We start from the raw sequence: 24,525 nt of genomic DNA on the forward strand, positions 1-24,525 counted from the left end.
TCTTATGATGAAATTAAAACCCACTCAAAAGCGTATTATTTTTGACGCTATTGGCTATTATATTGTCTATTGCCTTATTCAAATTTTGTTTGAATTGCCACAAGATGCACCTATTTTATATGGTGAAATACTTTTGAAAGCAATCCCAGCAAGTATTCTTTTTGCGCTCGTTATGGCATGGTTTCGCAAACACGACCCCAAATAACAAAGCTTCATTGCATAAAAAAACTCATAGCTTTTGTTATTTGTTGTTGAGAGAAATCGATAAAAAAATGCGGGTGCTGCCTTGTTTCGTTTTCAAAAGAGCCTATTTCCCAATTTTCCATTGTATTTGCAGTTCCAAATCAGTTTTTATAGAACTATTGATTTGTTGTAATGATGAGGCTATTTGTTTGCGGTCGAAATATTTCGTACTACCTATTTTCAGCACAGCGATGAGCTGGTCGGTGATGTTGGCTTGTGCAACTCCGCAAAGACGCATTCCTTTGCCGTCATAGGTAGGGAAAGTAAACGAATAGAGTAGGTTTGGTTCGTAAACATAGAGGCGTGAAGCGTAATCATCGGTGTGAAAGTAGCCCATATTGAGGATAGATTTTAACCATTTTGTGGGTTGCCACATCGCACTTTCGCTCACCATATAACCAAAACTTTGTTGCTGAAAACTGTTTAAAGCTATGTCTATTTGTGTTTTTGCCGACCATTTTTCTGCGTGATAGGTGGTTGAAAGTCTGCCCCGCTGCATGGTTTCGGTTTCCATGAAGGTCTTTTCTTTGTTGTCGCGTTGCCTAATTTTTAGTCTGTAGCGTGCTGAAAAATCTAATTTTCCTACTTTATAAGATGCTAAAATACAGTTGTCCCACGCATGACTTGCCTTCGATGTAAAAAAAGTATGTTTCGGAAAATAAGCAAAATCGGTGTAAGCCATGAGCGAAAGGTGTCGATTGGCTTGCCAATCTGCCCCAATAAGCAGTCCCGTTTCGTTCTGAATGTGTCCTCCGTCGCTAAATCCTCGACTAAAAATGGCATTGTATTGGTAACCATAATGGCGTTGTACAAGATTGAAAGATAAAGAGTTATTGGCACGAACCGATAAGTTGTTTATTATAGCCACACCTCCTGAGCTACTTGTAGCAACCTCTCCGCTAATATTCCAACGTGGTTTTACATAACCATAGCTCATGCTTATGTTCCAAAAGTTGTAACCTTCAGGCGCAAAGGCACGATATTTTACATTTTTATTCGGCTGCAAAGGTCGATTAAAATGGGTGTATAAACCTGCAAAACTCAAGTTGAAATTTTGCCAACGACCTTGAATGTTGGTTCCGATAATCGTTTCTGCTGCATTATTATTCTTGTTCATTTCGTTCGGTGTGCGGTGATAACCCGATTTAAGTATCGTTCGAATGGCTCCATTGTTGGTCAATGTGGCATCAATCTTGCGATAAGAAAGAAACGAAGTGAAGTCAATATGTTTCGAAAGTGCCACGGTTGCAGCTGCTCCTTGTAGGTAATTGGCTTGTGAACGTGATGAATGGGGACGAATAATATTGGTTGTGCGTTCTAAATTGGCAACATTTGCCAACTTTCCAAACCCAAAATCAGTGTTTAAAATCAGTCCTTGTCCTAATTTTACCTTATATCTTCCCAATGCCAAAGCCTTTATTCGCCCCATTTTTCTTGCCATAATATAGAAGCTATAATGGTCGTATCCCATTGGATTTCCGTTGGTAAAGAAAGGTTCGCCAGCATCTTTTGCCCCCACCAATCCTACTTGTAAGTAGTCGGAATAATGGAATTTATAACGAAAAGAATGGGCATATTGATAGCCTAAATAACCATTTCTATCACCTTTTCGAGTGTAAAAAGGAATTTGTCCTGTAAATATGAGGTTGTGTTTTCCATATTTTAAAATATTTTTAGCGGTTGGAAAATGGCTTTTTTCCTCTGCGTTTTCAACATAAACAAAGTACCTTAACAGTTGGCAACGGGGCATATCTAACGATTCTATCATGGACAATTCGCCCAAACTTCGTAGCCCATGATATTGATAAACGTAGGCTTGAATGTCCTCAACCTGCTTGGGGGTGAGGAAAGGAATGCGCTCTAAGTCTTCGCGTGTGGCGGTATTCAAATTGAGAGGGGCTTCTTCTAAATTGCATAAGAGTTCGTAAGCGTCTTCATTAAGCGTTTCTTGCGCTTGTTCTGCTTGGGTTAATTCGTTGTAATACTCCTCCCATGGGTGTATAAATTGGGCAGATATAATGTTGCAAATAGACAAAAATATGAATGATAAAAATATTCTTTTCATTGTAATTTAGGTCAAAGTTTATGCAAAAATACAGTAAATTTTGCATTAAAGCAAACGAAAAAATTGAAAAAACAAGATGTATTCAGCTTCTTTTTTCAACGTCTATTCATGAATTTCATTGATTTAGGTCAATAAAACTGACGATTTTCTAATATTATGGCGTTTTTATTTTCATTATTTCGATATATCTTTTAACTTTGCATTGTGTTTTTCATAGTATTAGATTTAAGGTTAACAAAGGTTGGAGTACAGCGGTACTCCTTTTTTTATGTCCAAAGGTTACGAGAAAAAAAGAAATGTCAAGATGCAAGCAGTGCTACAAAACTGAGTAAAATTTTTCTTTTTCACACGCATTTTAAATTAGTTATTGTTATTAAACACGCTGCAAAAGTAATAAAGAAGTAGTAACTCGTGGTAAGAAAAAAGGATTTAACACGAGTTTATGTTTTGGATATACTTTTTCAATAATTCATACAAAATGTATAAATTCGAAACACAAATTTAAATCGGGAAGCGAATGTCTTTAATTTACCGTAATATTACGTTCCTTATGGTAATTTGCGTTTTGAAAAATCGTGAAGCAAATGTCCTTAATTTGACGTAATATTATTTTTTTTAATGCAAGATAGTTGTTTTTGCAAGTAATGCTACTTTGTAGGGGCGTGATTTATCACGTTCCTCATAGCTATAACTTTCCTCATTCTTAGAATGTTAGGAACGTGATGAATCACGCCCTTACAAAGTGTCAAAAAAAAAGAACCGAAAAGATTGCGCTTTTCGGTTCTTTTGTATTTGTTTTTGAAGTAATTTCTTCTTCTGTTTGCTTATTCAGCAGAAAGAGTGAAACGCTTGTAATCAACTACTGCGAGGTCTTTGTTTTGTGATTTCAACCAATCAGCAACATTGATTTTGTCGCCATCAGCGAATTGGAATTCTTGGTCTACAAGACAGTTATCTTTGAAGAACTTGTTGAGACGACCCTTAGCGATGTTCTCAATCATGTTTTCGTTTAAGTTTGCAGCCTTTTCTTCAGCAACAGTTTTCTTGATTTCGAGTGCCTTGTCAGCATCTTCGCGTGTAAGCCAACCCTTGTTGATGTTAGACTCGATGTGTTCTTCGCTATCAACGAGGTTTGCATTGATACCAGCCTTCTTGATTGCAGCTACAACAGCCTTTTCAACTTGCTCTTCCTTAGTCTTTTGGATAGCAACCTTATATTCTTCGTCTTTAACTTCTTGTGGAACAGATGCTTCGTTCAAAGCAACTGGCTTCATAGCAGCAACTTGCATCGCTACTTTGTGTCCAGCTTCTTCGTTGTTGTTGCTCAATTGTACGATAGTAGCAAGTGTGTGCTTGCCCATGTGGTCGTAAACAGAAAGGTTTTCGCCTTCGATAAAGTTGAAACCATCGATTTCCATCTTTTCGCCAGTGATACCTGAACGTTGTTGAACAGCAGTAGCAGCATCGTCTCCGTTAGCCATTTTCAAAGCCTTTACTTCGTCAATAGACTTAGCCTTAGCAGCAACAGTAGCATCAAGAATTTCTTGTACCATTGCGATGAAGTCCTTACCGTTAGCAACGAAGTCGGTTTCACACTTAACAGCTACCATGGCAGCGTAGCCATCAACAGCTTTTACGAGTACACAACCGTTTGCAGTTTCACGGTCAGAACGCTTAGCAGCGATAGCCAAACCACGTTCACGGAGCAATTCTTTTGCTTTATCGAAATCTCCTTCAGCCTCATTGAGTGCGTTCTTTACGTCAGCAAGACCAGCACCAGTCATGGCACGAAGTTTCTTAATATCTTCAATTGATACAGCCATTTTGTTTTCCTTTCAATTTATGATTAAAAAATGTGGGCGTTGGTAAACGTAGCGAGTCGCATTATGCCTCACGAGCGTTCGCCAATGCCCATATAATAATGTTTTTAATATTCTTTATTCAGCAGCAGGAGTTTCTTCTGCCTTTTCAGCCTTGCGTGCAGCACGCTTTGGTTTAGCTTCAGCAGCTTCTTCAGCTTGTTCAGCAGCAGCCTTTTCGTCAGCCTTTTCAGCCTTACGTTCTTCCAAACCTTCAGCAATAGCAGTGCAGCAAGCACCGAGGATAACCTCAACAGAATCCTTAGCGTCGTCGTTTGCAGGGATAACGTAATCGATGTTTTTAGGGTCAGAATTAGTATCAACGATACCAAATACAGGGATACCCAAACGATTAGCTTCCTTAACAGCGATGTGTTCCTTCATTACGTCGATAACGAAAAGTGCAGAAGGAAGACGTGTAAGGTCAGCAATAGAGCCAAGGTTCTTCTCAAGCTTTGCACGTTGGCGTGAAATTTGGAGGATTTCGCGCTTAGAAAGATTTGAGAATGTACCATCGTTCATCAATCTATCGATGTTCGTCATTTTCTTAATAGCCTTACGAATGGTAGGGAAGTTGGTAAGCATACCACCAGCCCAACGTTCGTTTACGTATGGCATATTAACCGATGCAGCCTTTTCAGCAACAACGTCCTTAGATTGTTTTTTAGTAGCGACGAACAAAATCTTCTTTCCGCTCTTAGCGATACCTTTGAGAACTTCAGCAGCCTCATCGATTTTTGCTACAGTTTTATGAAGGTCGATGATGTGGATACCATTACGTTCCATATAGATATATGGTTTCATGGCTGGATTCCACTTACGATGGAGGTGTCCGAAATGACAACCTGCTTGCAATAATTGGTCAAAATTTGTTCTTGACATCTTTCTTTTGTTTTTTGTTTGTTTACTTTCTTTTTAATTCTTTCTTGACGAATAAGCTCCGTCTGGCTCGTTAGAATCAACCAGTGGGTAGTCCCCGATTTGGAATCTCACCGATTTAGATACTAAACTCAAGCGCAATGTATAAAAAATTAACGCTTGCTGAACTGGAAGTGAGCACGTGCCTTTGGCTGACCTGGCTTCTTACGTTCTACGGCACGGCTATCGCGTGTCAAGAATCCGTGGTCTTTCAAGTTCTTTTTGTCTTCAGGATTAATCTCAACGAGTGCGCGAGCAATAGCAAGACGGAGTGCTTGGCTCTGACCTGTGAAACCACCACCATAGAGATTTACCTTAATATCGTACTGACCTTCAACACCTAACAACTGCAATGGTTGTTTTACAACGTATTGCAAAATAGCAGATGGGAAAAATTCAGTTATATCTTTTTTGTTGATTGTAATCTTACCGGTACCTTCTGAAAGATAGATACGAGCAACGGCGCTCTTACGGCGTCCAATTGTATTTATTACTTCCATGTTTCCTATTATTTATACTGGTTAATATCAATTGACTTTGGCTTTTGTGCCTCGAGTCCGTTTAACTCTGTTCCTTCAATTACATAAAGGTTATCGAGCAAATGACGACCGAGGATTCCCTTTGGTAACATACCTTTAACGGCATGACGCAACATTTTTTCTACACCATTCTTCTTTGTACGAAGTTCTGCTGGAGTATTGAAGCGTTGACCACCTGGATAACCAGTATAGCGAGTGTAAACTTTGTCAGTTTCTTTCTTGCCTGTAAACTTAACCTTATCAGCGTTGATAATGATTACATTGTCCCCACAATCAACGTGTGGAGTAAAGGTTGGCTTATACTTGCCACGAAGCATCTTAGCAACTTTAGAGCAGAGACGACCTACAATTTGGTCGGTAGCATCAACTACAACCCACTCTTTCTTGGCTGTTTCCTTGTTCAAGGAAATAGTCTTGTAACTTAAAGTGTTCATTTTAAATTTTAAATTTTACTACTAAAAAACGTTTTTAATTCTTGCTCATTGGATTCACTAACCATGCGACTCGGCCAAAAGTTACACTATTAACACACAACGAGCTGAGGGTTCTAAGTTCACCCTCGAAATAATCGGTCTGCAAAATTACTCATTTTTTATTAGGTAGAGTTGCGATGCAGCCGCCAAAGGGAATTATTTACAAATTATTAACAAACAGCTAACATAAAACTGCGATTTTTATATCTTTGCTTTCAATTTTTGGAAACGTTGTTGGCAAACTTTCTTATAATTATAATGAAAAATATGTTTCTCGATTTTTCGCAAATTATAGACGATAGAGAATTGCAACTTATCAAACAAACGAGGAACGCCGTCCATATAAATAGAATTTGGAATGCGCACAAAATATAAGTCGGCTATTGTATCAAAAGCTGAGAATTGTTGGTGTTCTTCTTCAAACAACCATATCTCTGAATAAAAGCGATTAGCCGAAATAATTTCCGAATTAAAATCGGGCAAACGGCGAATATGTGCAGCCGTAGCCCACCAAAAACTCCCAGAATACATTGTATAGTTTTGAGGCGGCCATCGATAGCAGCTATAAGTATCATAGCCGTTAGACAAAACATTGACGGCAACTTTCCATTTATGGAACACAAAGTATTCTAACATCTTGCGCCATGCTTCTATTTTTCGTTGAAAAGATAGGAAAAGACGGTCGTGGGTTTCTAAAGACTGATAGGAAATGCCTTTAGAATGAAAATAATAGATAAGACTATCTTCGCGTAAACTCAATTCTTTGATGTATTGCAAGGCTGGATATTCATATTTTTTAGGATTGACTGAGCTTGCAATTATCTCTACTTTTTCGCTATTCAAGACTTGTTTAAGCTTTTCTACCATTGCCTTATTCGGAGTAATACAACTTACGAATAGCTTGGTAGTTGCTTCCAATAATCCACTTTCTTTTAAACTTTTGAGTTGGTCTTGCGCCAAAGTTTCCCACCCTTCATCTAACATAATATGGTAAACACCATAAATAGGAAGATGTTGTTGCGGTGCAATGTCCCACGAAGTCAAGTCTTTTCGATTATAGACATGAAAGATAGACTGACTAATTCGCTGTAATATTTTAAGCTTCATCATTCTTCTTTCATTGATTCGATAAGACGATGAAACATTTCAGAAAGTCCATACTTTGGTTTCCAGCCCAATTGTGTTATCTTTTGCGTAGACAATCTCAAACGAGTAACTGGAGAATAGCCCATATTTTCTTTTAATTGAACAACGACTTTCACGGCAAAATTAAATTCACGAACAAGGAATTTTGCCATATTTTTGATAGACATATAAGTGGTTTCGTTAGCTACATTATATGCCTCGCCGTCTTTGCCACGCAAAAGAATACAGAACATTGCCGTAAGAGCGTCCATCGTATAACAATAACTTCGACTTAATTCTCCTGTTGTAAACATCACAATATCCTCGTTATTCAGAATATTACGAGCAAATTGTGCAAACACACGTTTGTCGTCTTTGGCAACTCCTGCACCAAATGTTTGTGCTAAACGAGCCACCTTTGCAGGGACACCATATTGTATGGCATAATTATGGCAGAGTGCTTCTGCTGCTCGCTTTGCCATTGGATAGCTACTTCGTGAATCCATTGGGTCAAGTTCACCAAAAGTTTCTTCTGTAAGCGGTGCACTATCATCGGTAACGACTCCATAAACTTCTAAAGAAGAAGCCAATAGCAATGATTCTACTTTATTCTTTTTCGCATATTCGAGTAACGTTTTCGTACCTTCATATACGATATTCATCGTTTCAACAGGATTTTCAACGAAAAATTTAGATGCTGTTGGACTGGCTAAATGAATGATAAAATCAGGCTTTTTCTCTGGCGAGAATAGCTTGTTTGAGGAAAAATCGTAAGCATAGAAACCTAACTGTGGATTTGCTTCTCCAAACATTTCCATCGCCTTTTGCACATTTCTGACAACAGCCAAAACATATATCTTGGTGTTATACTTACGATTCAAAGCCAAAAGACAGCGCACCATACACGAGCCAAGCAATCCCGTAGCTCCTGTAACTGCTATTACTTTTCCCGATAGTTCGTTATGCCACTGAAAATCATTGGCAAATTGGGTAATATCTTCTTCGAGAATATGATTCATTTCTCTATAATCCAAATATTTGTTGGTCTTCATGCACTTTTACCATTGCACGGAGAACAAAGAAGTCTGCGGGAGTGGTTATCTTTATATTTTCCATAGGTCCGATAATGGTGCCTAACTTGTAACCATAATAACTCATCATGGTACACGAGTCTATAAAATCATGGCGGTTCTCTTTGATAGCCTTGCGATGAGCCGAAAGAATATCGGAAAGATAAAAACTTTGTGGCGCACGTGCTATCAACGAATTTTCCCGAGAAGGTATTTCAAGGCTATCATCTTTTTGTTTGACAATAAACGTTTCGGTAGCAGGGACACAAGTAATACAATTAGAGCATTCTTTCACCTTATTTATATTATCGGTTATCGTGTCTTCTGTTATCAATGGACGAACACCATCATGAATAAGCACAACGGCATTCTCGCCTTTCGCATAATTTTCGGCGGCACAAAGCCCATTATAGATAGAATCTTGTCCTGTTTTTCCACCAGGAACTATCTTTACCACCTTATTGATTTCGAATTTACGCAACATTTTCTCTAAGAAAGGTATCCAATCTTCAATGCATGAAACGACAATGGCATCAATCATGGGGTGATTGTCAAAGAGTTCAAGCGTATAGATAATAATTGGTTTCCCGTTTAAATCGAGAAATTGTTTCGGTCTGGACTTGGTATGCATACGAAGCCCTGAACCACCAGCAAAGATTACAACTACATTCATATTTTGAACACTTTAAAATTTATTCGTAATTATGTAAAAAGACTATCTAATCAAAGAACTTCACATCTATTTTGTGCCTATCACGTTTATCACGAGGAGGAAGTTTCATAAAATCACCATAAGCTATGCGACAAAGTTCTTCTGCATCGGCAGGACCTTCAAAGGTATAGCCCTCAAAAACAATATCTTTATGGGGTATCATGATACTTTTGGGATTCTGTTCATAGAACCATGCGCCGTAAGAATGCATATACAAATTAGGATTTCCAAAAAGTTTACCAATGATTCTAAAGGTAGGAAAAACAGCATAATGCAAAATATCATATCCCAATTGTGCTATGAAAGGATATTTTCCAGCACATTTTAGATTCAAATTCACCGAAAGTTTTGCTGCCAAATGCTGCAACCAAGGAATCATATTTCCTTCGTATGGAAAGATGTCTATATGCAAACCACGATACTTTTGTGCCTCGTGCATTCGTCTATCTTCACTATCGGCATCGTCATGGCTTCTATTTTCTGTTCGTAAATCTCGCAAACAAGCCCATTCTTTATAGAAACCAGCATCGGTGGAATTGTCTTGCAAGATATAATCGGGGTGTGGGTGGGCTTTAAGATAATCGCAAAAAGTTTTAAATTCTTTTTGACTGACAACCATATCTATGTCATCGTCCCAAGGAATAAAGCCTCCATGGCGCATTGCTCCTAACACATTTCCGCCATCAAGTCTACAAGAAACGCCAATTTTCTTAGCTGTTTCTTGCAGATAAATAGCCATATCCAACATGCGCAGTTGGGCACGACGAAGCACAGAACCGTCAGGATTGTATTCCTGACGGAGCGTTTCTTGCGTTTCGCCTGTGTTAAATTGCTTTTGCATTACCTTATTATATTATACCAATCCAACGCAAAACGTCATTCAAATTGGCGACTATCATGAGCAAAATCAATATGGTTATGCCCACATATTCGGCACGAATCATGAATTTTTCAGATGGTTTGCGACGTGTTATCATCTCGTAAAGTAAGAACATAACGTGTCCACCATCGAGTGCAGGGATAGGAAGAATATTCATGAAAGCAAGGATAATGCTCAAGAAAGCGGTCATATTCCAGAACATGTACCAATCCCAATAAGGTGGGAACATCTTACCAATAGAACCAAATCCGCCTAAACTCTTTGCGCCATCGGCTGAAGCAAGATACTTAAAGTTGCCAACATAACCACGAAGAATGTTTACTCCATACTTAATACCTGCTGGGAAACTTTCAAAGAACGAGTAACTTTCTTTCGTTGGCTTATAGTAAGAAAGCAAAGTACTCTGTGCTACGCCCATTTTAAGTTCAGGATTGAGTTGCATTTTGATAGTATCCAACTTGTTTGTACCACTACGTTGCACGGTAAGTATTACGTTGCGGAGTTTCATTGAGTCTTTATGGGTGGTCTTGACAGCAGCCACATCGCTTAAAACTGCCATCTGATAATTCATATCTGCCCATGTTTCAACAGGCTTACCATTGATAGATTTCAGCAAATCGCCTGCTTTTAAACCCACTTTCTTAGCTGGAGAATCGCCCAAAATACTATCGATGCGAGCTGGAATATAAGGTTCTGCAAAGAGTGGGCGGTCTTTTATCATTGAAAGCATATCAATATCGCCAGGCATTTCAATGCGTGTTTTCTTTCCATCACGCAACACTTCAACGTACTTTGATTGGGCTATTTGGCGGAAGAAATCACCATTCACGTTGGCATATTCACGGAATGCGCCTTCATTTGTGCCTAACATTACATCTTTATCCTTGAAGCCGAGGGCTTTTGCTTGCTCGTTAAACTGCATACCCATGCTCATGTCTGACACTTTAAAGTAGGTTTCACCCCATGTAAACATTATCATGGAATAAATAAAGAGTGCCAAAACAAAATTAACCAGCACACCACCAATCATGATGAGCAAGCGTTGCCAAGCTGGTTTCACTCTAAATTCCCATGGTTCAGGGTCTTTTGCCATTTGTGCAGTGTCGAAACTCTCGTCAATCATGCCCGAGATTTTACAATAACCACCGAGTGGCAACCACCCTATTCCGTATGTTGTATCGTCATTCTTAGGCTTCCATTTGAAAAGCATACCATTCCATTTGCCAATGGCTACGTCGAAGAATACAAAAAACTTCTCCACACGAACACCAAATAGCTTTGCGAAGAACATGTGTCCTCCCTCATGAAGAAGGACAAGCAGCGAGATTGCCATGATAAATTGAAGCAATCGTATAAGAACTGTTTCCATTAATTATTTTATAATCGTTATTTTAATTTTCTATTTTCTAATTTTCTAACGTCTAAGAACTAAATTCTAACGTCTAATCTCTCAATTTCTAACGTCTAACCCTCATCAATTCACTCGCAATCTTGCGTGCCTCAGCATCGGTTTGCAAATAAACATCGAGCGAAGCAGTAGCATCAAAGCTCACTTTCTGCATCGTTTCTTCAATAATTTCGCCCATTCGAAGGAACGAACATTCACCTTTGCGGAATCCTTCGTTCACAATTTCGTTGGCAGCATTGAGAATACAAGGCACATTACCACCTTTTTCTATGGCTTGATAAGCCATTTTTAAGCAGCGAAATTTCTCCATATCAGGTTCAAAAAACTCTAATGGTTGCTTGAACAAGTCTAAGCGGTCGCCACTCAATGTAAGTCTATCAGGGTAAGAGAAAGCATATTGAATAGGCAAACGCATATCGGGAACGCCCAATTGTGCCTTTACGCCACCGTCCACAAACTGTACGGCACTATGAATGATAGATTGTGGGTGAACCAAAACTTGTATTTTTTCGGCTGGAACACCAAACAACCACTTTGCTTCTATTACCTCAAAACCTTTGTTCATTAAGGAAGCAGAGTCGATAGTAATCTTTGCGCCCATGTCCCAAGTAGGGTGTTTGAGTGCATCGGCTGCCGTTACCGACTTTAATCTATCTGCATCGAACAAGCGGAATGGACCTCCCGAACACGTCAAAAGTATTTTTTCTATCTTGTCATAATCCTCTCCTACTAAACTTTGGAATATAGCACTATGCTCGCTATCCACAGGTAAAATCGGCGTATGATACTCTGCTGCCAACTTGCAAATCAATTCGCCAGCCACAACAAGAGTTTCCTTGTTTGCCAAACATATTTTTTTGCGTGCTTGAATGGCGTGAATCGTAGGTTCAAGTCCTGAAAAACCCACCATAGCCGTTAAGACCATGTTGATAGGTTCAGCCTCAACGATTTGGTTTAAAGCCTCTTTGCCTGCATAAATCTTTATATTGGGTTGGTCGGAAAGAGCCTCTGTCAGTTCCTTATAATGGCTTTCATTGGCGATTACCACCGCCGCAGGTTGGAATTTGCGTGCTTGTGCTGCCAATTCTTGCCAACGATTATTGGCTGTAAGGGCATAAACCTCATACAAATCAGCATGTTGCTCAACAACATCGAGTGCTTGTGTGCCGATGCTTCCTGTTGAACCAAGAATACATATTTGTTGTTTCATTTTTATCAATTATAGTTCTAAGAGGCCGTTGGGTATATCTACTTCAATGTTTCGTTGCTCTGCATCAACGTTTGTAATCAATTCTTCATTGGCAGGGATAAGAATTTCTTCGCCATTTTGGGTTTTAACATCAAATAAAAGATTGATTGTTGTTTCATCAACTGACATAATTTCACCCACAACCTTTTGTGTTTTACTATCCAATAGCGTAAAGCCTATGATTTGAGCCCATGACAAATCTTCCTTATTTTCTTCTGCAATGGCACGTGGGAAATAGACCTCTATGCCTGTAAACTCCCTTGCACGTTGTTCAGAATCTATATCACAGAACTTCATCAATGCCACCTCGTCAGAACGAAAGCGATATTCTTCCATGAAGAAAGGCACAAGAATGCCCTCCATATCGAGTATTAAATAATCGGAATCGCATTGATCGAACACATCATCGGTAAAGCGAAATTGAATTTCTCCCTTTACTCCGTGTGGTTTTCCCAATACTCCTATTTTATAAACGTCCTCTTGTCGTATCATTATTTCTCCTTAACAAACATCTACACGCTTAATATTTGCACCAAGTGCATTAAGTCTTGCCTCGATATTTTCGTAACCACGGTCGATTTGAGAGATATTATCGATGCGACTTGTTCCCCTTGCTGTCATTGCAGCAATAAGCAAAGCGATACCAGCACGAATATCTGGACTCGACATTCTGCCTGCTCTTAATGTGAGATTGTGGTCGTGTCCAACAACCACAGCGCGGTGTGGGTCGCACAAAATGATTTGCGCTCCCATATCAATGAGTTTATCTACGAAGAACAAACGGCTTTCAAACATCTTTTGATGGAACAAAACGCTACCTTGAGCCTGTGTGGCTACAACAAGAAGAACGGAGATAAGGTCGGGTGTAACACCTGGCCATGGTGCATCAGCAATGGTCATTATCGTTCCATCAATAAAGGAATCAATGACATAATGTTCTTGTCGTGGAATAAAAAGGTCGTCGCCTTCTTCCACGATTTGCACACCGAGGCGGCGGAAAGTATCAGGAATGATACCGATATTTTTCACCGACACATCTTTAATTCTGATGCCATCGCCTATCATAGCTGCCATTCCAATAAACGAACCCACCTCAATCATATCTGGAAGAATGCGGTGGTTGGCTCCATTGAGTTTTTTCACTCCTTCTATGGTAAGCAAATTACTTCCAATACCACTAATTTTAGCTCCCATGAGGTTAAGCATAGAGCAAAGTTGCTGTATGTAAGGTTCGCAAGCGGCATTGTAAATCGTAGTGATTCCTTCTGCCAATACGGCTGCCATAACGATATTGGCAGTACCCGTTACCGATGCTTCGTCTAAAAGCATATAGGTTCCAACGAGTTTATCGGCTTTCAATTCGTAAACATTACGTTCCTCATTGTGCATGAAACGCGCACCAAGGTTTTTGAAACCAAGGAAATGGGTATCTAATCGGCGGCGACCTATCTTATCGCCACCAGGTTTGGCAATTGTTGTCTTACCAAATCTGCCCAACAAAGGACCATAAAGTAAGACACTGCCTCGCAAAGAAGAACATTTTTCTACAAACTGAGTGCTTTCCAAATAGTCTAAATTGACTTCATTGGCATGGAAAGAATATTTATTATCGCTTAGTTTTTCAACCTTCACCCCTATATCCTTGAGTAATTTTATAAGATTATTTACATCAAGGATATTTGGAATATTATCAATTACGACCTTTTCTGTGGTCAGCAATGTTGCACTAATGACCTGCAAAGCCTCGTTTTTTGCGCCTTGCGGTGTAATGGTTCCTGACAGACGGTGTCCGCCTTCAATGACAAAACACTCCATATCTTTTATCGTTTCTTTTTGTTATTGCGTACAGGTTGCAAATCTTTTGCAGAAATTTTATCAAACTTGAACGTATCCAAATCCAACTGTACTGCTCCGTCAGTATAGCGTGCCAAGTCGGAAGCCACCTTCTCATCGTCGGAAGAACCATGCCCAAATTGCATCAAACAACGCTTCATCTGATTGGCAACTACGCCTATCAATGCGTCTTTCTCCTTGCCTTCTTCCATAGTCTTGAGCTGTTCGAAGAGGTCGAACATCATTTTTCCATAATGGCGCACAGGGTTTTTTGACATGGGATAGGTCATAGGCTCTGGTTTTGCTGCTATTCTCAATGCCTGCGACACATCGTATGGATAGTCTATATCCAACTCAAAATTCGCCATAATCGCCAAATGGTCCCATAACTTCTGCGCATGGTCGGGTGTTTCTCTATTCTGTGGATTCATTCTATCCATAATAGAAACTATGGTTTCGGCACATTGCTGGCGCTCGTCCTTATCGGTGAGAGCCTTACAATGGTTTACCATATCTTGAATTTCACGACCATATTCTGGCAATAATAGTTTTTCGCGTTGTGTATTGTAATCCAGTCCGTCTATATTCATTCGGCTATTTATTTTCTATTTTATATTTTCTATTGTTTCTTTTCGTTTCTTCGCCCTATTTACAGCAATGGTTTAGCTGCTTTTGCTACAAAGTCTTTTAAATACATGGGTACAAAATAAGCTACATCTTCATACTTTTCCATTGCCATACGCTTCTCTGCCAACGGCAACATATTCTTTGCCAAAGGTTCTATACCCTTGATTAAATGCGCATTAGGGTGATTAATAATTTCCATACACTTCTCTGCACCATTGCCAAAGAAGTAAACAGGACGTTCATCTAAGTATTTTTTATATGTATTTTCGTCTACTATATCGGCTTGAATAGGGCGAATTTCGTGTAAAGCACGGTCGAAAACTTGTGCATAAACTTCCATTCTGCGTGCATCAAGCATAGGTACTAACAATGCGTTTTCCTCTATTTCTTCATGATGAAGCAACACGGGAACACAAAGCAATTCAAGGGTTGGCACAGCAATGAGTTTTATATCTGTACCATAGCAAATACCTTTCGCCATAGAAGTACCAATGCGCAAACCTGTATAAGAACCAGGACCGCTGCTAACGGCTACTGCATCGACAGGAATGGCATGACTATCGGCAAACGATAGGGCTTCATCGACAAACGTACCAAGACGCTCTCCATGGTTAGGACCGCTATGGTCTTCCTGCGAAAATATACAAGCACCATCTTCGCTCAAAGCTACTGAGCAAACATTGGTACTCGTTTCTATATTTAATATACACGACATATTCTTACCTTCGTTATTCGTTTTAATCTTTAATAAGTTGCAAAGATAACACTAAATTTTTAATTTCTATTCCTTATTATATACAAATAACTTTAAACCATTACGATTTAAATGCCATAAACGGCAGTAGTGAGAAGAAAATGGAATAAGGAAAAATTGACCAATACGGCTAATTCATCATTTAAAACCTACTATTTCGAAGTGCAAAACAATAGGTTTTGAAGCTCAAAATAGGCTCTTTTTTCACGCAAAAGAATACACTCCATATATCAGCTTGATATTCAATAAGTTAAAAGATACAGGATTTTAGAACAATTTTCACTGTTTCTTACGATTCAAAAGCAGCAAAAAAACGTTTTTAAAGTCGTTTTTTGGTGCTTTCATCTCTTTTTTGTACTTTTGCATAAATTAAACGTATTGAACATGATACTATCAATGACTGGTTACGGCAAAGCGGTAGTAACCTACAAAGAAAAAAAGATAAATGTTGAGATAAAGTCGCTCAACAGCAAAAACCTTGACCTTTCTACACGCATTGCCCCACTCTATCGTGAAAAAGAAATGGAAATAAGACAAACCATTTCAAAGACTTTGGAGCGTGGAAAAGTTGATTTTTCACTATGGGTAGAGAAAGATGCAGCATTAGACGCTACACCTATCAACGCAGAACTCGTAGAAAATTATTACAATCAAATCAAGCAAATTTCAGCCCAAACGGGTATTCCAGAACCTATGGATTGGTATACCACGCTCTTACGCTTACCTGACGTAACAACAAAAACGGAAGTTGAAGTGTTGGACGATGAAGAATGGGAAGCTGCAAAAAAGGCGATTGAAGAAGCCATTGAACATCATTTCCAATTCAGAAAGCAAGAAGGAGCAGCATTGGAACGTAAGTTTAACGAAAAGATTGATAACATTGAGCAACTACTTAAAAGCATTGAGCCATTTGAAGAAAGCCGTGTGCCAAAGATAAAGGAAAGAATTATTGAGGGATTAGAACAAATTGCAAAAGTCGATTACGACAAAAATAGATTGGAACAAGAACTCATTTACTACATTGAGAAACTTGATATAAGTGAGGAACGCCAACGTTTGACCAATCACTTGAACTACTTCCGTGAAACAATGAAGGAGGAAGGACACGGCGTAGGAAAGAAATTGGGATTCATTGCACAAGAAATGGGGCGCGAAATCAACACAACAGGGTCGAAAAGTAATCAAGCCGAGATGCAAAACATCGTAGTCATGATGAAAGACGAGTTGGAACAAATTAAAGAACAGGTGCTAAACGCACTCTAAAATAAAATCAATGCAAGGAAAACTTATCATCTTTTCAGCACCTTCGGGAGCAGGCAAAAGCACAATTGTGCAATGGTTGATGAAAGAACACCCTGAATTAAACTTGGCTTTCTCCATTAGCTGTACCACAAGAGCGCCACGCGGAACCGAAAAAGATGGCGTTGAATACATCTTTTTATCACCCGACGAATTTAAAAAGAAAATCAACAATAATGATTTTCTCGAATATGAAGAGGTTTATACCGACCGCTTTTATGGCACATTGAAGGCGCAAGTGGAGACCCAAGCAGCTAAAGGACAAAATGTTATCTTCGATGTTGATGTAAAAGGAGGTTGCAATATCAAGAAATTTTATGGTGAAAAAGCATTGAGTTTCTTTATTCAGCCACCATCAATCGAAGAATTAAAAAGACGATTAGTAGGTCGCCAAACCGATTCTGCGGAAGCAATTGAAAACAGAATAGCAAAGGCTGAATATGAACTTACATTTGCCGATAAGTTCGACCATATTATTGTGAACGACGATTTACGAAAGGCACAGGAAGATACCTACGAAATCGTCAAACAGTTTATAGAATCTTGATACAAAATGAAGATTGGAATTTATGGTGGTTCGTTCAACCCTATTCACAATGGACACATAAGACTTGCCGAAGAGTTTCTTCGGCAAGCTCGTTTAGATGAGGTTTGGTTCATGGTTTCACCGCAAAATCCATTCAAAATCAACGACAAACTATTAGACGACAACCTGCGTTTAGAATTGGTTGCAAAAGCTTTAGAAAATAAAAAACAAATGGTTGCGTGCGACTATGAGTTTCATTTGCCCAAACCTTCCTATACTTGGAACACGCTAAAAAACCTATCTAAAGATTTCTCTTCCCATGATTTCACCTTGTTAATAGGGGGCGACAACTGGAAATCCTTCAACAGATGGTATCATGCTGAGGACATTTTAGCAAGCTATCAGATTGTTATTTATCCAAGAAATAACGATGAAATCGAGAAAAATAGCACTACTAATCCTCCTAAAAATGTTTCTTTCCTCAATGTTCCACTTATCAATATTAGTAGCACAGAAGTAAGACAAAGAGTTGAAAAAGACAAAACGATTGAAAGATTAGTACCCGATTGCATCAAGGAAGATGTGGTAAAATACTATAAAGAGCTAACTATTCTACACCAAAAATAAATTATTGAAAAATAAAAACGTATTTTTGTAACATCAAAAAAACAAAATATGGCAGAGCAAACGCTAAAAGAAAAAACAGCAAAAGGATTGTTTTGGGGTGCATTGAACAATGGTACAATGCAACTTTTAAACGTTCTCATCGGAATTTTCTTGGCTCGAATCTTATCCACAGCAGACTATGGATTGGTCGGAATGTTGGCAGTTTTTACTGCTATTGCAGCAGCTTTGCAAGAAAGTGGATTCACTTCTGCATTGGCAAACCTTGAAAAACCTACTGACAACGACTACAATTCTGTGTTTTGGTTCAGCACCATTGTGAGCTGGTGTTCCTACATTGTATTATTTTTTGCAGCCCCATTCATTGCAAACTTCTTTCATCATGAAGAATTAATCAATCTATCACGATTTTTATTTGCTTCGCTTTTATTCTCCGCAATTGGCACTGCACCAACGGCTTACCTATTTAAAAATATGTTGGTAAAGGCAACAACAATACTCAGAATATCGTCTTTAATCATCTCAGGTATTGTGGGAATTCTTTTAGCACTCAATGATTACGCCTATTGGAGCTTGGCTTGGCAACAGATGATTTACATTACATTGACAAGTTTAGGTCGCTTTTTCCTTATCCCATGGCGTCCTTCGTTAAAAATAGACTTTGCCCCAGTGCGCAAAATGTTTTCGTTCAGCAACAAAATCCTCATTACTTCCGTTATAAATACAGTAAGTCAAAACCTTTTAACCTTCATTTTTGGCCGCCTTTATTCGGCTAATGCTGTGGGAAACTTCTCGCAAGCATTCAAATGGGATACCATGGCAAGCACAATGGTGTCGGGAACAATCTCGCAAGTGGCTCAACCTATTTTAGTAGAGGTCAATTCAGAACGTGATAGACAGGTTCAAGTATTTCGGAAAATGCTCCGTTTCACCGCCTTTTTAGCGTTCCCTGCGATGTTTGGATTGGGTATGGTGGCACATGAATTTATCATCGTGTTGATTTCTGATAAATGGGCAAATAGCATTCCATTGCTTCGCATACTTTGTATTAGCGGGGCTTTCTTGCCTTTTTACACGATGTACCAAAACTTAATGATAAGTCGGGGAAAATCAAACATATATCTTTGGTGTACAACAACGCTCATTGGCGTACAACTTCTTTTGGTTTTATTATGCCACAGCAAAGGAATGATTTTCATGGTAAGTGCTTACACTATGGCAACTGTACTTTGGCTCTTCGTGTGGCAATACTTTGCAAATCGTGAAATCGGTATCCGTTTGTGGAGTGTGCTACTTGATATTGTGCCTTACATAGCGGTTTCTTTAATCGTAATGACTGCCATTTACTATGCCACCATGACCATTACAAACCTGTATTTACTCTTGGTGGTTCGCATTCTATTGGCTGCACTACTCTACTTCATTGTTATGAAGCTACTAAAATCGAAAATGCTCGATGAATGCGTAAGTTTTTTGCTCAAAAAGAGGCGAAAATAAAGGTCAAAAGACTCTAATCGGCATACATGTGCAGTTGCATAATAGGATAAAGCAAAGCTCTTATCAAGCGCAAAACTCCACTGCCTTCGGTATGAAATAAATGTTTGTAATTCTTTGCGAATAGATATTGCAATTCAAGGAAGGGCAAAACTCCTTTTTTTAGTTCCAATTCCATGACACGCTCTGCCGTCTTTGCAACTTTGCTTGCTACCTTTATATAACGCAAAAGTTCTAATTTTGAGTTGAAAAGGAGGCGTGCTTTCTTGCGAGTTGCCCCAAAATGGGTGGCACCCCACCAAAGATTGTTGATTGCATTATGCCAAGAAGGCAAACTTTTATGATAGTCTGAATAAGTGGTAGCATCGGCATGGCGACGAAAATTCACAAGAATTTCATCAATAAAAACAATACTTTCCTGGGCAGAAGCAATAATACATAAGGCTGCATCGTACATGGAATGTGTGAAAATTGGGTGCTGCAAGGGAGGCAACATGTCTATTAACTCACGGCGAAACAGCAGCGTGTGTCCTGGCAAGCAAAGAAACAGCATGCGAAGAAGATGGGTGTTGCGGTGCCTTTTGTCGAAATAAGCAAACGAACCGTCATCGGAAAAAGGGCGAGAAAAACCACTACAAAGCATTTTATTGCCAATGGCATGTACTTGTTGCTCAATTTTGGTGGGTTCCCATATATCATCTTGGTCTGAAATAGCAACAAAATCACCTGTGGCACGTTGCATTGCTGAGAGGAAATTACCATTTACACCATGTCCAGATTCATTCTTATAAACCTTAATCAAAGGATTTTTAGTAGCATATTCATTAAGGATTTCAACGGTTTCATCGATTGAATCATCGTCTTGAACAATAATCTCGTACAAAGGATAAGTTTGACTGAGAATACTATCCAATTGTTCCTTGATATATTTTGCACCATTGTAAGTACACAAAACGATGGAAACCTTTGCTGCCATAATTGCTTTATTTATAAATCCAAATACTTAACGAAAAGCGAAGTATTATAAACGATAAGGAAAATAGTGAGAATGAAATAGGACAGGCGGAGAATTTTCCGTGTTTTTCCTACACTGCGACAAAGTAAAACTGCCATTGACAAAGGAATGATGTATATCCAATGAGCTGTCATGATATAGACTTCATTGATACCAAAGCCCAACCCAACGTGCAAAAGCATATCTAATGCAGCAAAAGCAAGCCCCATTTGTAAAAACTTATTACGCCTTCCTATCCATATTCCTGTTATAAAAAGCAAAAAAAGAATGCCTTCAACAACATAATTTACAATATTATCGTAAGAAACTATCACAGGGCGAGTGCGCATAACATCTTCCAACGTGTGCTTTTGATGAAGTTGTATAGATTCACCAAATAGGTTTTCTATCACAGTTTTAGTGCGAGAGGTCGAAACATCTGTCCAATTCAAGAAACGTTTACTACTCATTGGTTTGCCAGCATGAGCCTTTGCAGGCTGTTTAAGCTCAGCTTTACGAATTTCTTTCCTATGTTTTTTCCACAATTTTCCGAAGGCTGCAACTTGCTTAGCACTGTCTTTTATCGCTGTTGTATCCTTAAAAGCTTCAAATAAACTATCACGTTCGGCTCTGACCACCTTACGTTTTTTCATTTTTGCAGTTTCTATCTTCTTGGAAACGAATAGATAATGTTGTCCCTCACCTATACCAACCATCAAGAAAGCAGGCAAAATGATGATTGGAAAAAGATGTTTGGGTTTGAAAAAATGTCGTCCACGAGTAAACAAACTAGCTACCAAGACCTTCAAACCATTGTTTAACGAAATGCCAGCAGTAAAGATAAACAATAAAATAGTTTGCCTATTCGATAATTTTTTATTTCCTTTTAGCTGCTTCCCAGCGATATATAAGGTAAGCAAAAGCATGAAGAGTGACAAAATAAAGTGGTCTGGTGCAACACTTGCAATAAGAATATGGGCAAAAGAATAGAGTAAAAAGGAGAGTAGAACAGCATCGTAAATTGGCAAATTCAGTAAGTCTCGTTGAATACGAAGCATTAAAACAAAGCCATAAACTGTAAAGAAAAGCAGCACGAAAGTTACGATGAATACGGCAAAATTAACACCTGATACACTCATCAGTCCTTGATTTAGCAAGGCGAAAGGGTAATAAAAAAGTGCTAATAGCGGGTGTCTATTAACATCATAAACTAAGTCCCAATCGGAAATAACCAAATAAGTAAGTGGGTCAAAGCCCGATAAATGATAGTTATTGACAAAAAGTTTATAGTAAGAAGTACAAGGTTGAAGGAATAATGGGATATAATTTACAAGGGCAAGGGCTTGTAAAACGAGTTGCCAAAGTAGAAAAAAAGCAACAGGAAGACGCTCTTCTCTGCGTAATACCAAGAACCTCGCTACTGATTTCATATCAAATAATAAATGATTTGTCCTCCATTATAAATCCAAAGCCAACCCGTTAAGGCTACTAAAAATACGCGTAACCATTGACGAGGAGTTTCTGATAAGCCTCGTAACAGATAAGCTATGGAAATAGGAATGATGAAAGCCCACCCAGCAGTCATGATATAAACCTCGTTTATGGCAAATCCCATAATAACATGGAGAGTGAAATCGCACATAAACCAAAGGAAAAGCATGCGCATAAACTTGTATCTCCAACCAACCAACATACCACCAAGGAACAAAAGAACGATTATTCCTTCTATCACATAATTAGCTATCCAACTATAATTTACAAAGATTGGGCGATCCCAAGATACATCTTTCAATAAATATTCTTGATGTAATTGAATGGGTTCGCCAAAGAAATTTTCTACCAACGTTTTTTGTCTTGATGTTGTTACATCCATTAATTTTCCAATTCCCTCACTACTTGCAGCCATTCCTGTATGCGAACGTAACCACTGACTGCGTGCTTTTTGATGTGCAATGAGTTTCTTTGGGTCTTTCTCTTTCTTATTCTTTAGAATTTTTTTCGTAACTTCTTTTTGCGGAATTTCTATGGCTTGGTACTGTAATTGTTGTATTCCCAAAAGCAATAACAAGGGTAATGCAATACCAATTATAAGATTTTTCCATGAAAAGAAATGTTTCCCATTGGTAAAAAGTCCTGCTAAGAAAGTTTTAACAACATTGGAAGTTGCCATTCCTGCAGTGAAAAAGACAAGTAAAAAGTTTTCCCAAACAGCGAGCAACCGACCTTCCTTTTGCCGTTTCCCAACCAAATAAAGCGTTAAAAGCAAAAGCATTAGGGAAATTGCAAAGTGGTCTGGCACCATAGTTGGCAATAAAATATGACCGAAAGAAAATAATAAGAGTGTTAAAAGATTAGCATCTTTAACCTTCATATCTAATACCTCACGGAAAATTCGATAAGAAAAAACAACGGCATAGAAGTCGGAAAATAGAATAATCAATGCCATAAAGAAAACCGCAAAGTTTACTCCCACCGCCTCAATGAGCCAATGATTGAGCCAATAGAAAGGATATAGCAGCGTTAAAAAAAGAGGGTGGCGAATAGTTTCGAAGTGTACGCGCATACCAGAAATGGTAATCCAAGACCAATTATCATAGCCCGACATGCGGAAATTTTTGGTGAATAACGAATAAAAGCCACCTTTCGCTCCCATCGTATAAACGCCAAAATGACCACTTATAAGCAATGCGCTATAAACTATGAACACAAATAGCATTGCAAATGCTAAGAGCCTTTCTTCTTTTTTTATTGCAAATACACCAAACACAGATTATCTTCTTTGATTAACGAATTGCAAAGTTACACAATAAAAAGATAACTTCCAAACAAAGAATATAACTCTTTGCTTCACAAGTTCTTATTTCATTCTTATTTTTTCTTGAGAAACAAGCGCACCAATAGAAAGTTTATAGGTACGCAAATACAAAAAACTGGAATTAATGCGATATTTTTAGGCAACCCTAACCACAAAAAAAGCGTAAGAAAAACCGTTTGTAAAACATAATTTATGAGGTGCGAGAAGGCAAAGCCCGCTCCCTTCTTTGCCGTAGACTTCACTTTAAAGGTAAATTTTGTAGATGCAATGTAGTTAAAAACAAAACTAATGGCATACCCTATCGTGTTAGAAATTTGTGGCTGTAGCCACTTTAATAGCAACAAATAAAGCCCATATTGAATAGCTGTAGCTGCTACACCGACTATTCCAAATCGTATAATTTCTCCGATTTTATCGGTCTTTTCATTACGAAAAGGTTTATAATGACTTTCATCGGCTTCATTTAATAAATATCTATCGCCATTACTATCACCAAAAGCAATTAGTTCATAGGCTTGACGATAAGGGAACACTTCTTTAAGGCGTTTCGTTTTTTCAACACCATAGCAATTTTGAGTTAGGAACTGCCCCGTAATTTGGTTTATTCTAACATCTATTTTAGTGCCTTCCACCTTAATTTGATTACCAAATTCCTTGAAAAAAGGCTTCACCCAATTCTCTATACTCGCAGTAATGATAATGACTTGTTCGCCATTAGCCAATGCTTTTCGAATAGTGTCCCAGCCTCTTGTTCGTATAATGCACTGATTTCTATCGGCAAACTCGTGGCAAATTTGATTAAATTCATTAATATTCATGCCCTTAAAGAACCATGAAAATACCATTTGCTTTGCTTTCCAATTGGGAAAAAGTCTTAATTTCATCAAAATAAGGATAGGCGAAAACAAGAAAAATCCCCAAAAAGTTTTTCCGTACCCTTTCGCATATTCGATAAAAGCGAGGAAAGTATCCTTCTTCGTCAGCGTTCCATCAAAATCAAATGCATATACTTTCATTG

At 38.5% G+C, this 24,525-nt stretch carries 24 protein-coding genes; 5 read left to right on the forward strand and 19 right to left on the reverse strand.

The window, feature by feature from the left end; all coding sequences use genetic code 11:
* Positions 1-4 precede the first annotated feature (4 nt).
* The gene (locus DYI03_RS09355; protein ID WP_004356913.1) at positions 5-205 is read left to right on the forward strand and encodes a hypothetical protein; all 201 of its coding nucleotides are present in this window, start codon (positions 5-7) and stop codon (positions 203-205) included.
* Between the two features lie 102 nt (positions 206-307).
* Here the strand turns inward: DYI03_RS09355 and DYI03_RS09360 are convergent, their stop codons facing one another.
* From DYI03_RS09360 to tsaB, 15 genes are all read right to left on the reverse strand, one after another.
* Positions 308-2,308: a helix-hairpin-helix domain-containing protein gene (locus DYI03_RS09360; RefSeq protein WP_021668578.1), complete on the reverse strand. Its 2,001-nt coding sequence runs from the start codon at positions 2,306-2,308 to the stop codon at positions 308-310.
* Positions 2,309-3,132: 824 nt separating this feature from the next.
* Positions 3,133-4,131, reverse strand: a complete 999-nt coding sequence (gene tsf / locus DYI03_RS09365) for a translation elongation factor Ts (protein ID WP_021668580.1) — start codon at positions 4,129-4,131, stop codon at positions 3,133-3,135.
* Positions 4,132-4,245: 114 nt separating this feature from the next.
* Positions 4,246-5,049, reverse strand: a complete 804-nt coding sequence (gene rpsB / locus DYI03_RS09370) for a 30S ribosomal protein S2 (protein ID WP_021668581.1) — start codon at positions 5,047-5,049, stop codon at positions 4,246-4,248.
* 149 nt (positions 5,050-5,198) lie between these two features.
* Positions 5,199-5,585 (reverse strand): 30S ribosomal protein S9, encoded by a 387-nt coding sequence (rpsI, locus tag DYI03_RS09375; RefSeq protein ID WP_004356697.1) that lies wholly within the window; start codon positions 5,583-5,585, stop codon positions 5,199-5,201.
* Between the two features lie 8 nt (positions 5,586-5,593).
* Positions 5,594-6,058: a 50S ribosomal protein L13 gene (rplM, locus tag DYI03_RS09380; RefSeq protein WP_021668582.1), complete on the reverse strand. Its 465-nt coding sequence runs from the start codon at positions 6,056-6,058 to the stop codon at positions 5,594-5,596.
* Between the two features lie 240 nt (positions 6,059-6,298).
* Positions 6,299-7,204 carry a hypothetical protein gene (locus DYI03_RS09385; protein WP_025064475.1) on the reverse strand — a complete coding sequence of 302 codons (906 nt, stop codon included), beginning with the start codon at positions 7,202-7,204 and terminating at the stop codon, positions 6,299-6,301.
* Positions 7,204-8,241, reverse strand: a complete 1,038-nt coding sequence (locus DYI03_RS09390; RefSeq protein WP_025064474.1) for an NAD-dependent epimerase/dehydratase family protein — start codon at positions 8,239-8,241, stop codon at positions 7,204-7,206. Before DYI03_RS09390 ends, DYI03_RS09385 begins: the two co-directional genes overlap by 1 nt.
* A gap of 4 nt (positions 8,242-8,245) precedes the next feature.
* On the reverse strand, positions 8,246-8,965 hold the full coding sequence (locus tag DYI03_RS09395) for an IspD/TarI family cytidylyltransferase (protein ID WP_004356711.1): 720 nt from the start codon (positions 8,963-8,965) through the stop codon (positions 8,246-8,248).
* Between the two features lie 46 nt (positions 8,966-9,011).
* Positions 9,012-9,845 (reverse strand): LicD family protein, encoded by an 834-nt coding sequence (locus DYI03_RS09400; protein WP_021668585.1) that lies wholly within the window; start codon positions 9,843-9,845, stop codon positions 9,012-9,014.
* A 7-nt stretch (positions 9,846-9,852) separates the two neighbouring features.
* A complete protein-coding gene (gene rseP, locus DYI03_RS09405) occupies positions 9,853-11,253 on the reverse strand; it encodes an RIP metalloprotease RseP (protein WP_021668586.1) in 1,401 nt (466 codons plus the stop codon).
* Positions 11,254-11,341: 88 nt separating this feature from the next.
* Positions 11,342-12,502 carry a 1-deoxy-D-xylulose-5-phosphate reductoisomerase gene (locus DYI03_RS09410; protein WP_021668587.1) on the reverse strand — a complete coding sequence of 387 codons (1,161 nt, stop codon included), beginning with the start codon at positions 12,500-12,502 and terminating at the stop codon, positions 11,342-11,344.
* Positions 12,503-12,511: 9 nt separating this feature from the next.
* Entirely contained in the window at positions 12,512-13,033 is a 522-nt protein-coding gene (gene rimM, locus DYI03_RS09415) for a ribosome maturation factor RimM (protein ID WP_004356690.1), read from the reverse strand.
* A 9-nt stretch (positions 13,034-13,042) separates the two neighbouring features.
* Positions 13,043-14,356 (reverse strand): UDP-N-acetylglucosamine 1-carboxyvinyltransferase, encoded by a 1,314-nt coding sequence (murA, locus tag DYI03_RS09420; protein WP_004356836.1) that lies wholly within the window; start codon positions 14,354-14,356, stop codon positions 13,043-13,045.
* 5 nt (positions 14,357-14,361) lie between these two features.
* On the reverse strand, positions 14,362-14,964 hold the full coding sequence (locus tag DYI03_RS09425; protein ID WP_021668588.1) for a DUF4290 domain-containing protein: 603 nt from the start codon (positions 14,962-14,964) through the stop codon (positions 14,362-14,364).
* A 59-nt stretch (positions 14,965-15,023) separates the two neighbouring features.
* Positions 15,024-15,716 (reverse strand): tRNA (adenosine(37)-N6)-threonylcarbamoyltransferase complex dimerization subunit type 1 TsaB, encoded by a 693-nt coding sequence (gene tsaB, locus DYI03_RS09430; protein ID WP_004356691.1) that lies wholly within the window; start codon positions 15,714-15,716, stop codon positions 15,024-15,026.
* A gap of 423 nt (positions 15,717-16,139) precedes the next feature.
* Between tsaB and DYI03_RS09435 the strand changes: the two genes are divergently transcribed.
* The 4 genes from DYI03_RS09435 to DYI03_RS09450 are packed head-to-tail and all read left to right on the forward strand — an operon-like array spanning position 16,140 to position 19,701.
* Positions 16,140-17,018, forward strand: coding sequence for a YicC/YloC family endoribonuclease (locus tag DYI03_RS09435; RefSeq protein WP_025064473.1), 879 nt, complete (start codon positions 16,140-16,142; stop codon positions 17,016-17,018).
* 10 nt (positions 17,019-17,028) lie between these two features.
* Positions 17,029-17,601 carry a guanylate kinase gene (gene gmk / locus DYI03_RS09440; RefSeq protein WP_021668590.1) on the forward strand — a complete coding sequence of 191 codons (573 nt, stop codon included), beginning with the start codon at positions 17,029-17,031 and terminating at the stop codon, positions 17,599-17,601.
* A 6-nt stretch (positions 17,602-17,607) separates the two neighbouring features.
* Positions 17,608-18,207: a nicotinate (nicotinamide) nucleotide adenylyltransferase gene (gene nadD, locus DYI03_RS09445; RefSeq protein WP_004356959.1), complete on the forward strand. Its 600-nt coding sequence runs from the start codon at positions 17,608-17,610 to the stop codon at positions 18,205-18,207.
* A 48-nt stretch (positions 18,208-18,255) separates the two neighbouring features.
* Positions 18,256-19,701, forward strand: coding sequence for a lipopolysaccharide biosynthesis protein (locus tag DYI03_RS09450; RefSeq protein WP_021668591.1), 1,446 nt, complete (start codon positions 18,256-18,258; stop codon positions 19,699-19,701).
* A 13-nt stretch (positions 19,702-19,714) separates the two neighbouring features.
* On the opposite strand, the gene DYI03_RS09455 is transcribed toward DYI03_RS09450, so the two are convergent.
* The 4 genes from DYI03_RS09455 to DYI03_RS09470 all read right to left on the reverse strand — a co-directional run bounded on the left by DYI03_RS09455 (position 19,715) and on the right by DYI03_RS09470 (position 24,523).
* Positions 19,715-20,674 (reverse strand): glycosyltransferase, encoded by a 960-nt coding sequence (locus DYI03_RS09455; protein ID WP_021668592.1) that lies wholly within the window; start codon positions 20,672-20,674, stop codon positions 19,715-19,717.
* Positions 20,675-20,685: 11 nt separating this feature from the next.
* The gene (locus DYI03_RS09460; RefSeq protein WP_021668593.1) at positions 20,686-22,122 is read right to left on the reverse strand and encodes a DUF6080 domain-containing protein; all 1,437 of its coding nucleotides are present in this window, start codon (positions 22,120-22,122) and stop codon (positions 20,686-20,688) included.
* On the reverse strand, positions 22,119-23,408 hold the full coding sequence (locus DYI03_RS09465) for a DUF6080 domain-containing protein (RefSeq protein WP_051263421.1): 1,290 nt from the start codon (positions 23,406-23,408) through the stop codon (positions 22,119-22,121). Before DYI03_RS09465 ends, DYI03_RS09460 begins: the two co-directional genes overlap by 4 nt.
* A 152-nt stretch (positions 23,409-23,560) precedes the next feature.
* Positions 23,561-24,523, reverse strand: coding sequence for an HAD-IB family phosphatase (locus tag DYI03_RS09470; RefSeq protein ID WP_021668595.1), 963 nt, complete (start codon positions 24,521-24,523; stop codon positions 23,561-23,563).
* Between the last annotated feature and the right edge of the window lie 2 nt (positions 24,524-24,525).

The organism is Prevotella disiens (assembly GCF_900454955.1).
Taxonomy (GTDB): domain Bacteria; phylum Bacteroidota; class Bacteroidia; order Bacteroidales; family Bacteroidaceae; genus Prevotella; species Prevotella disiens.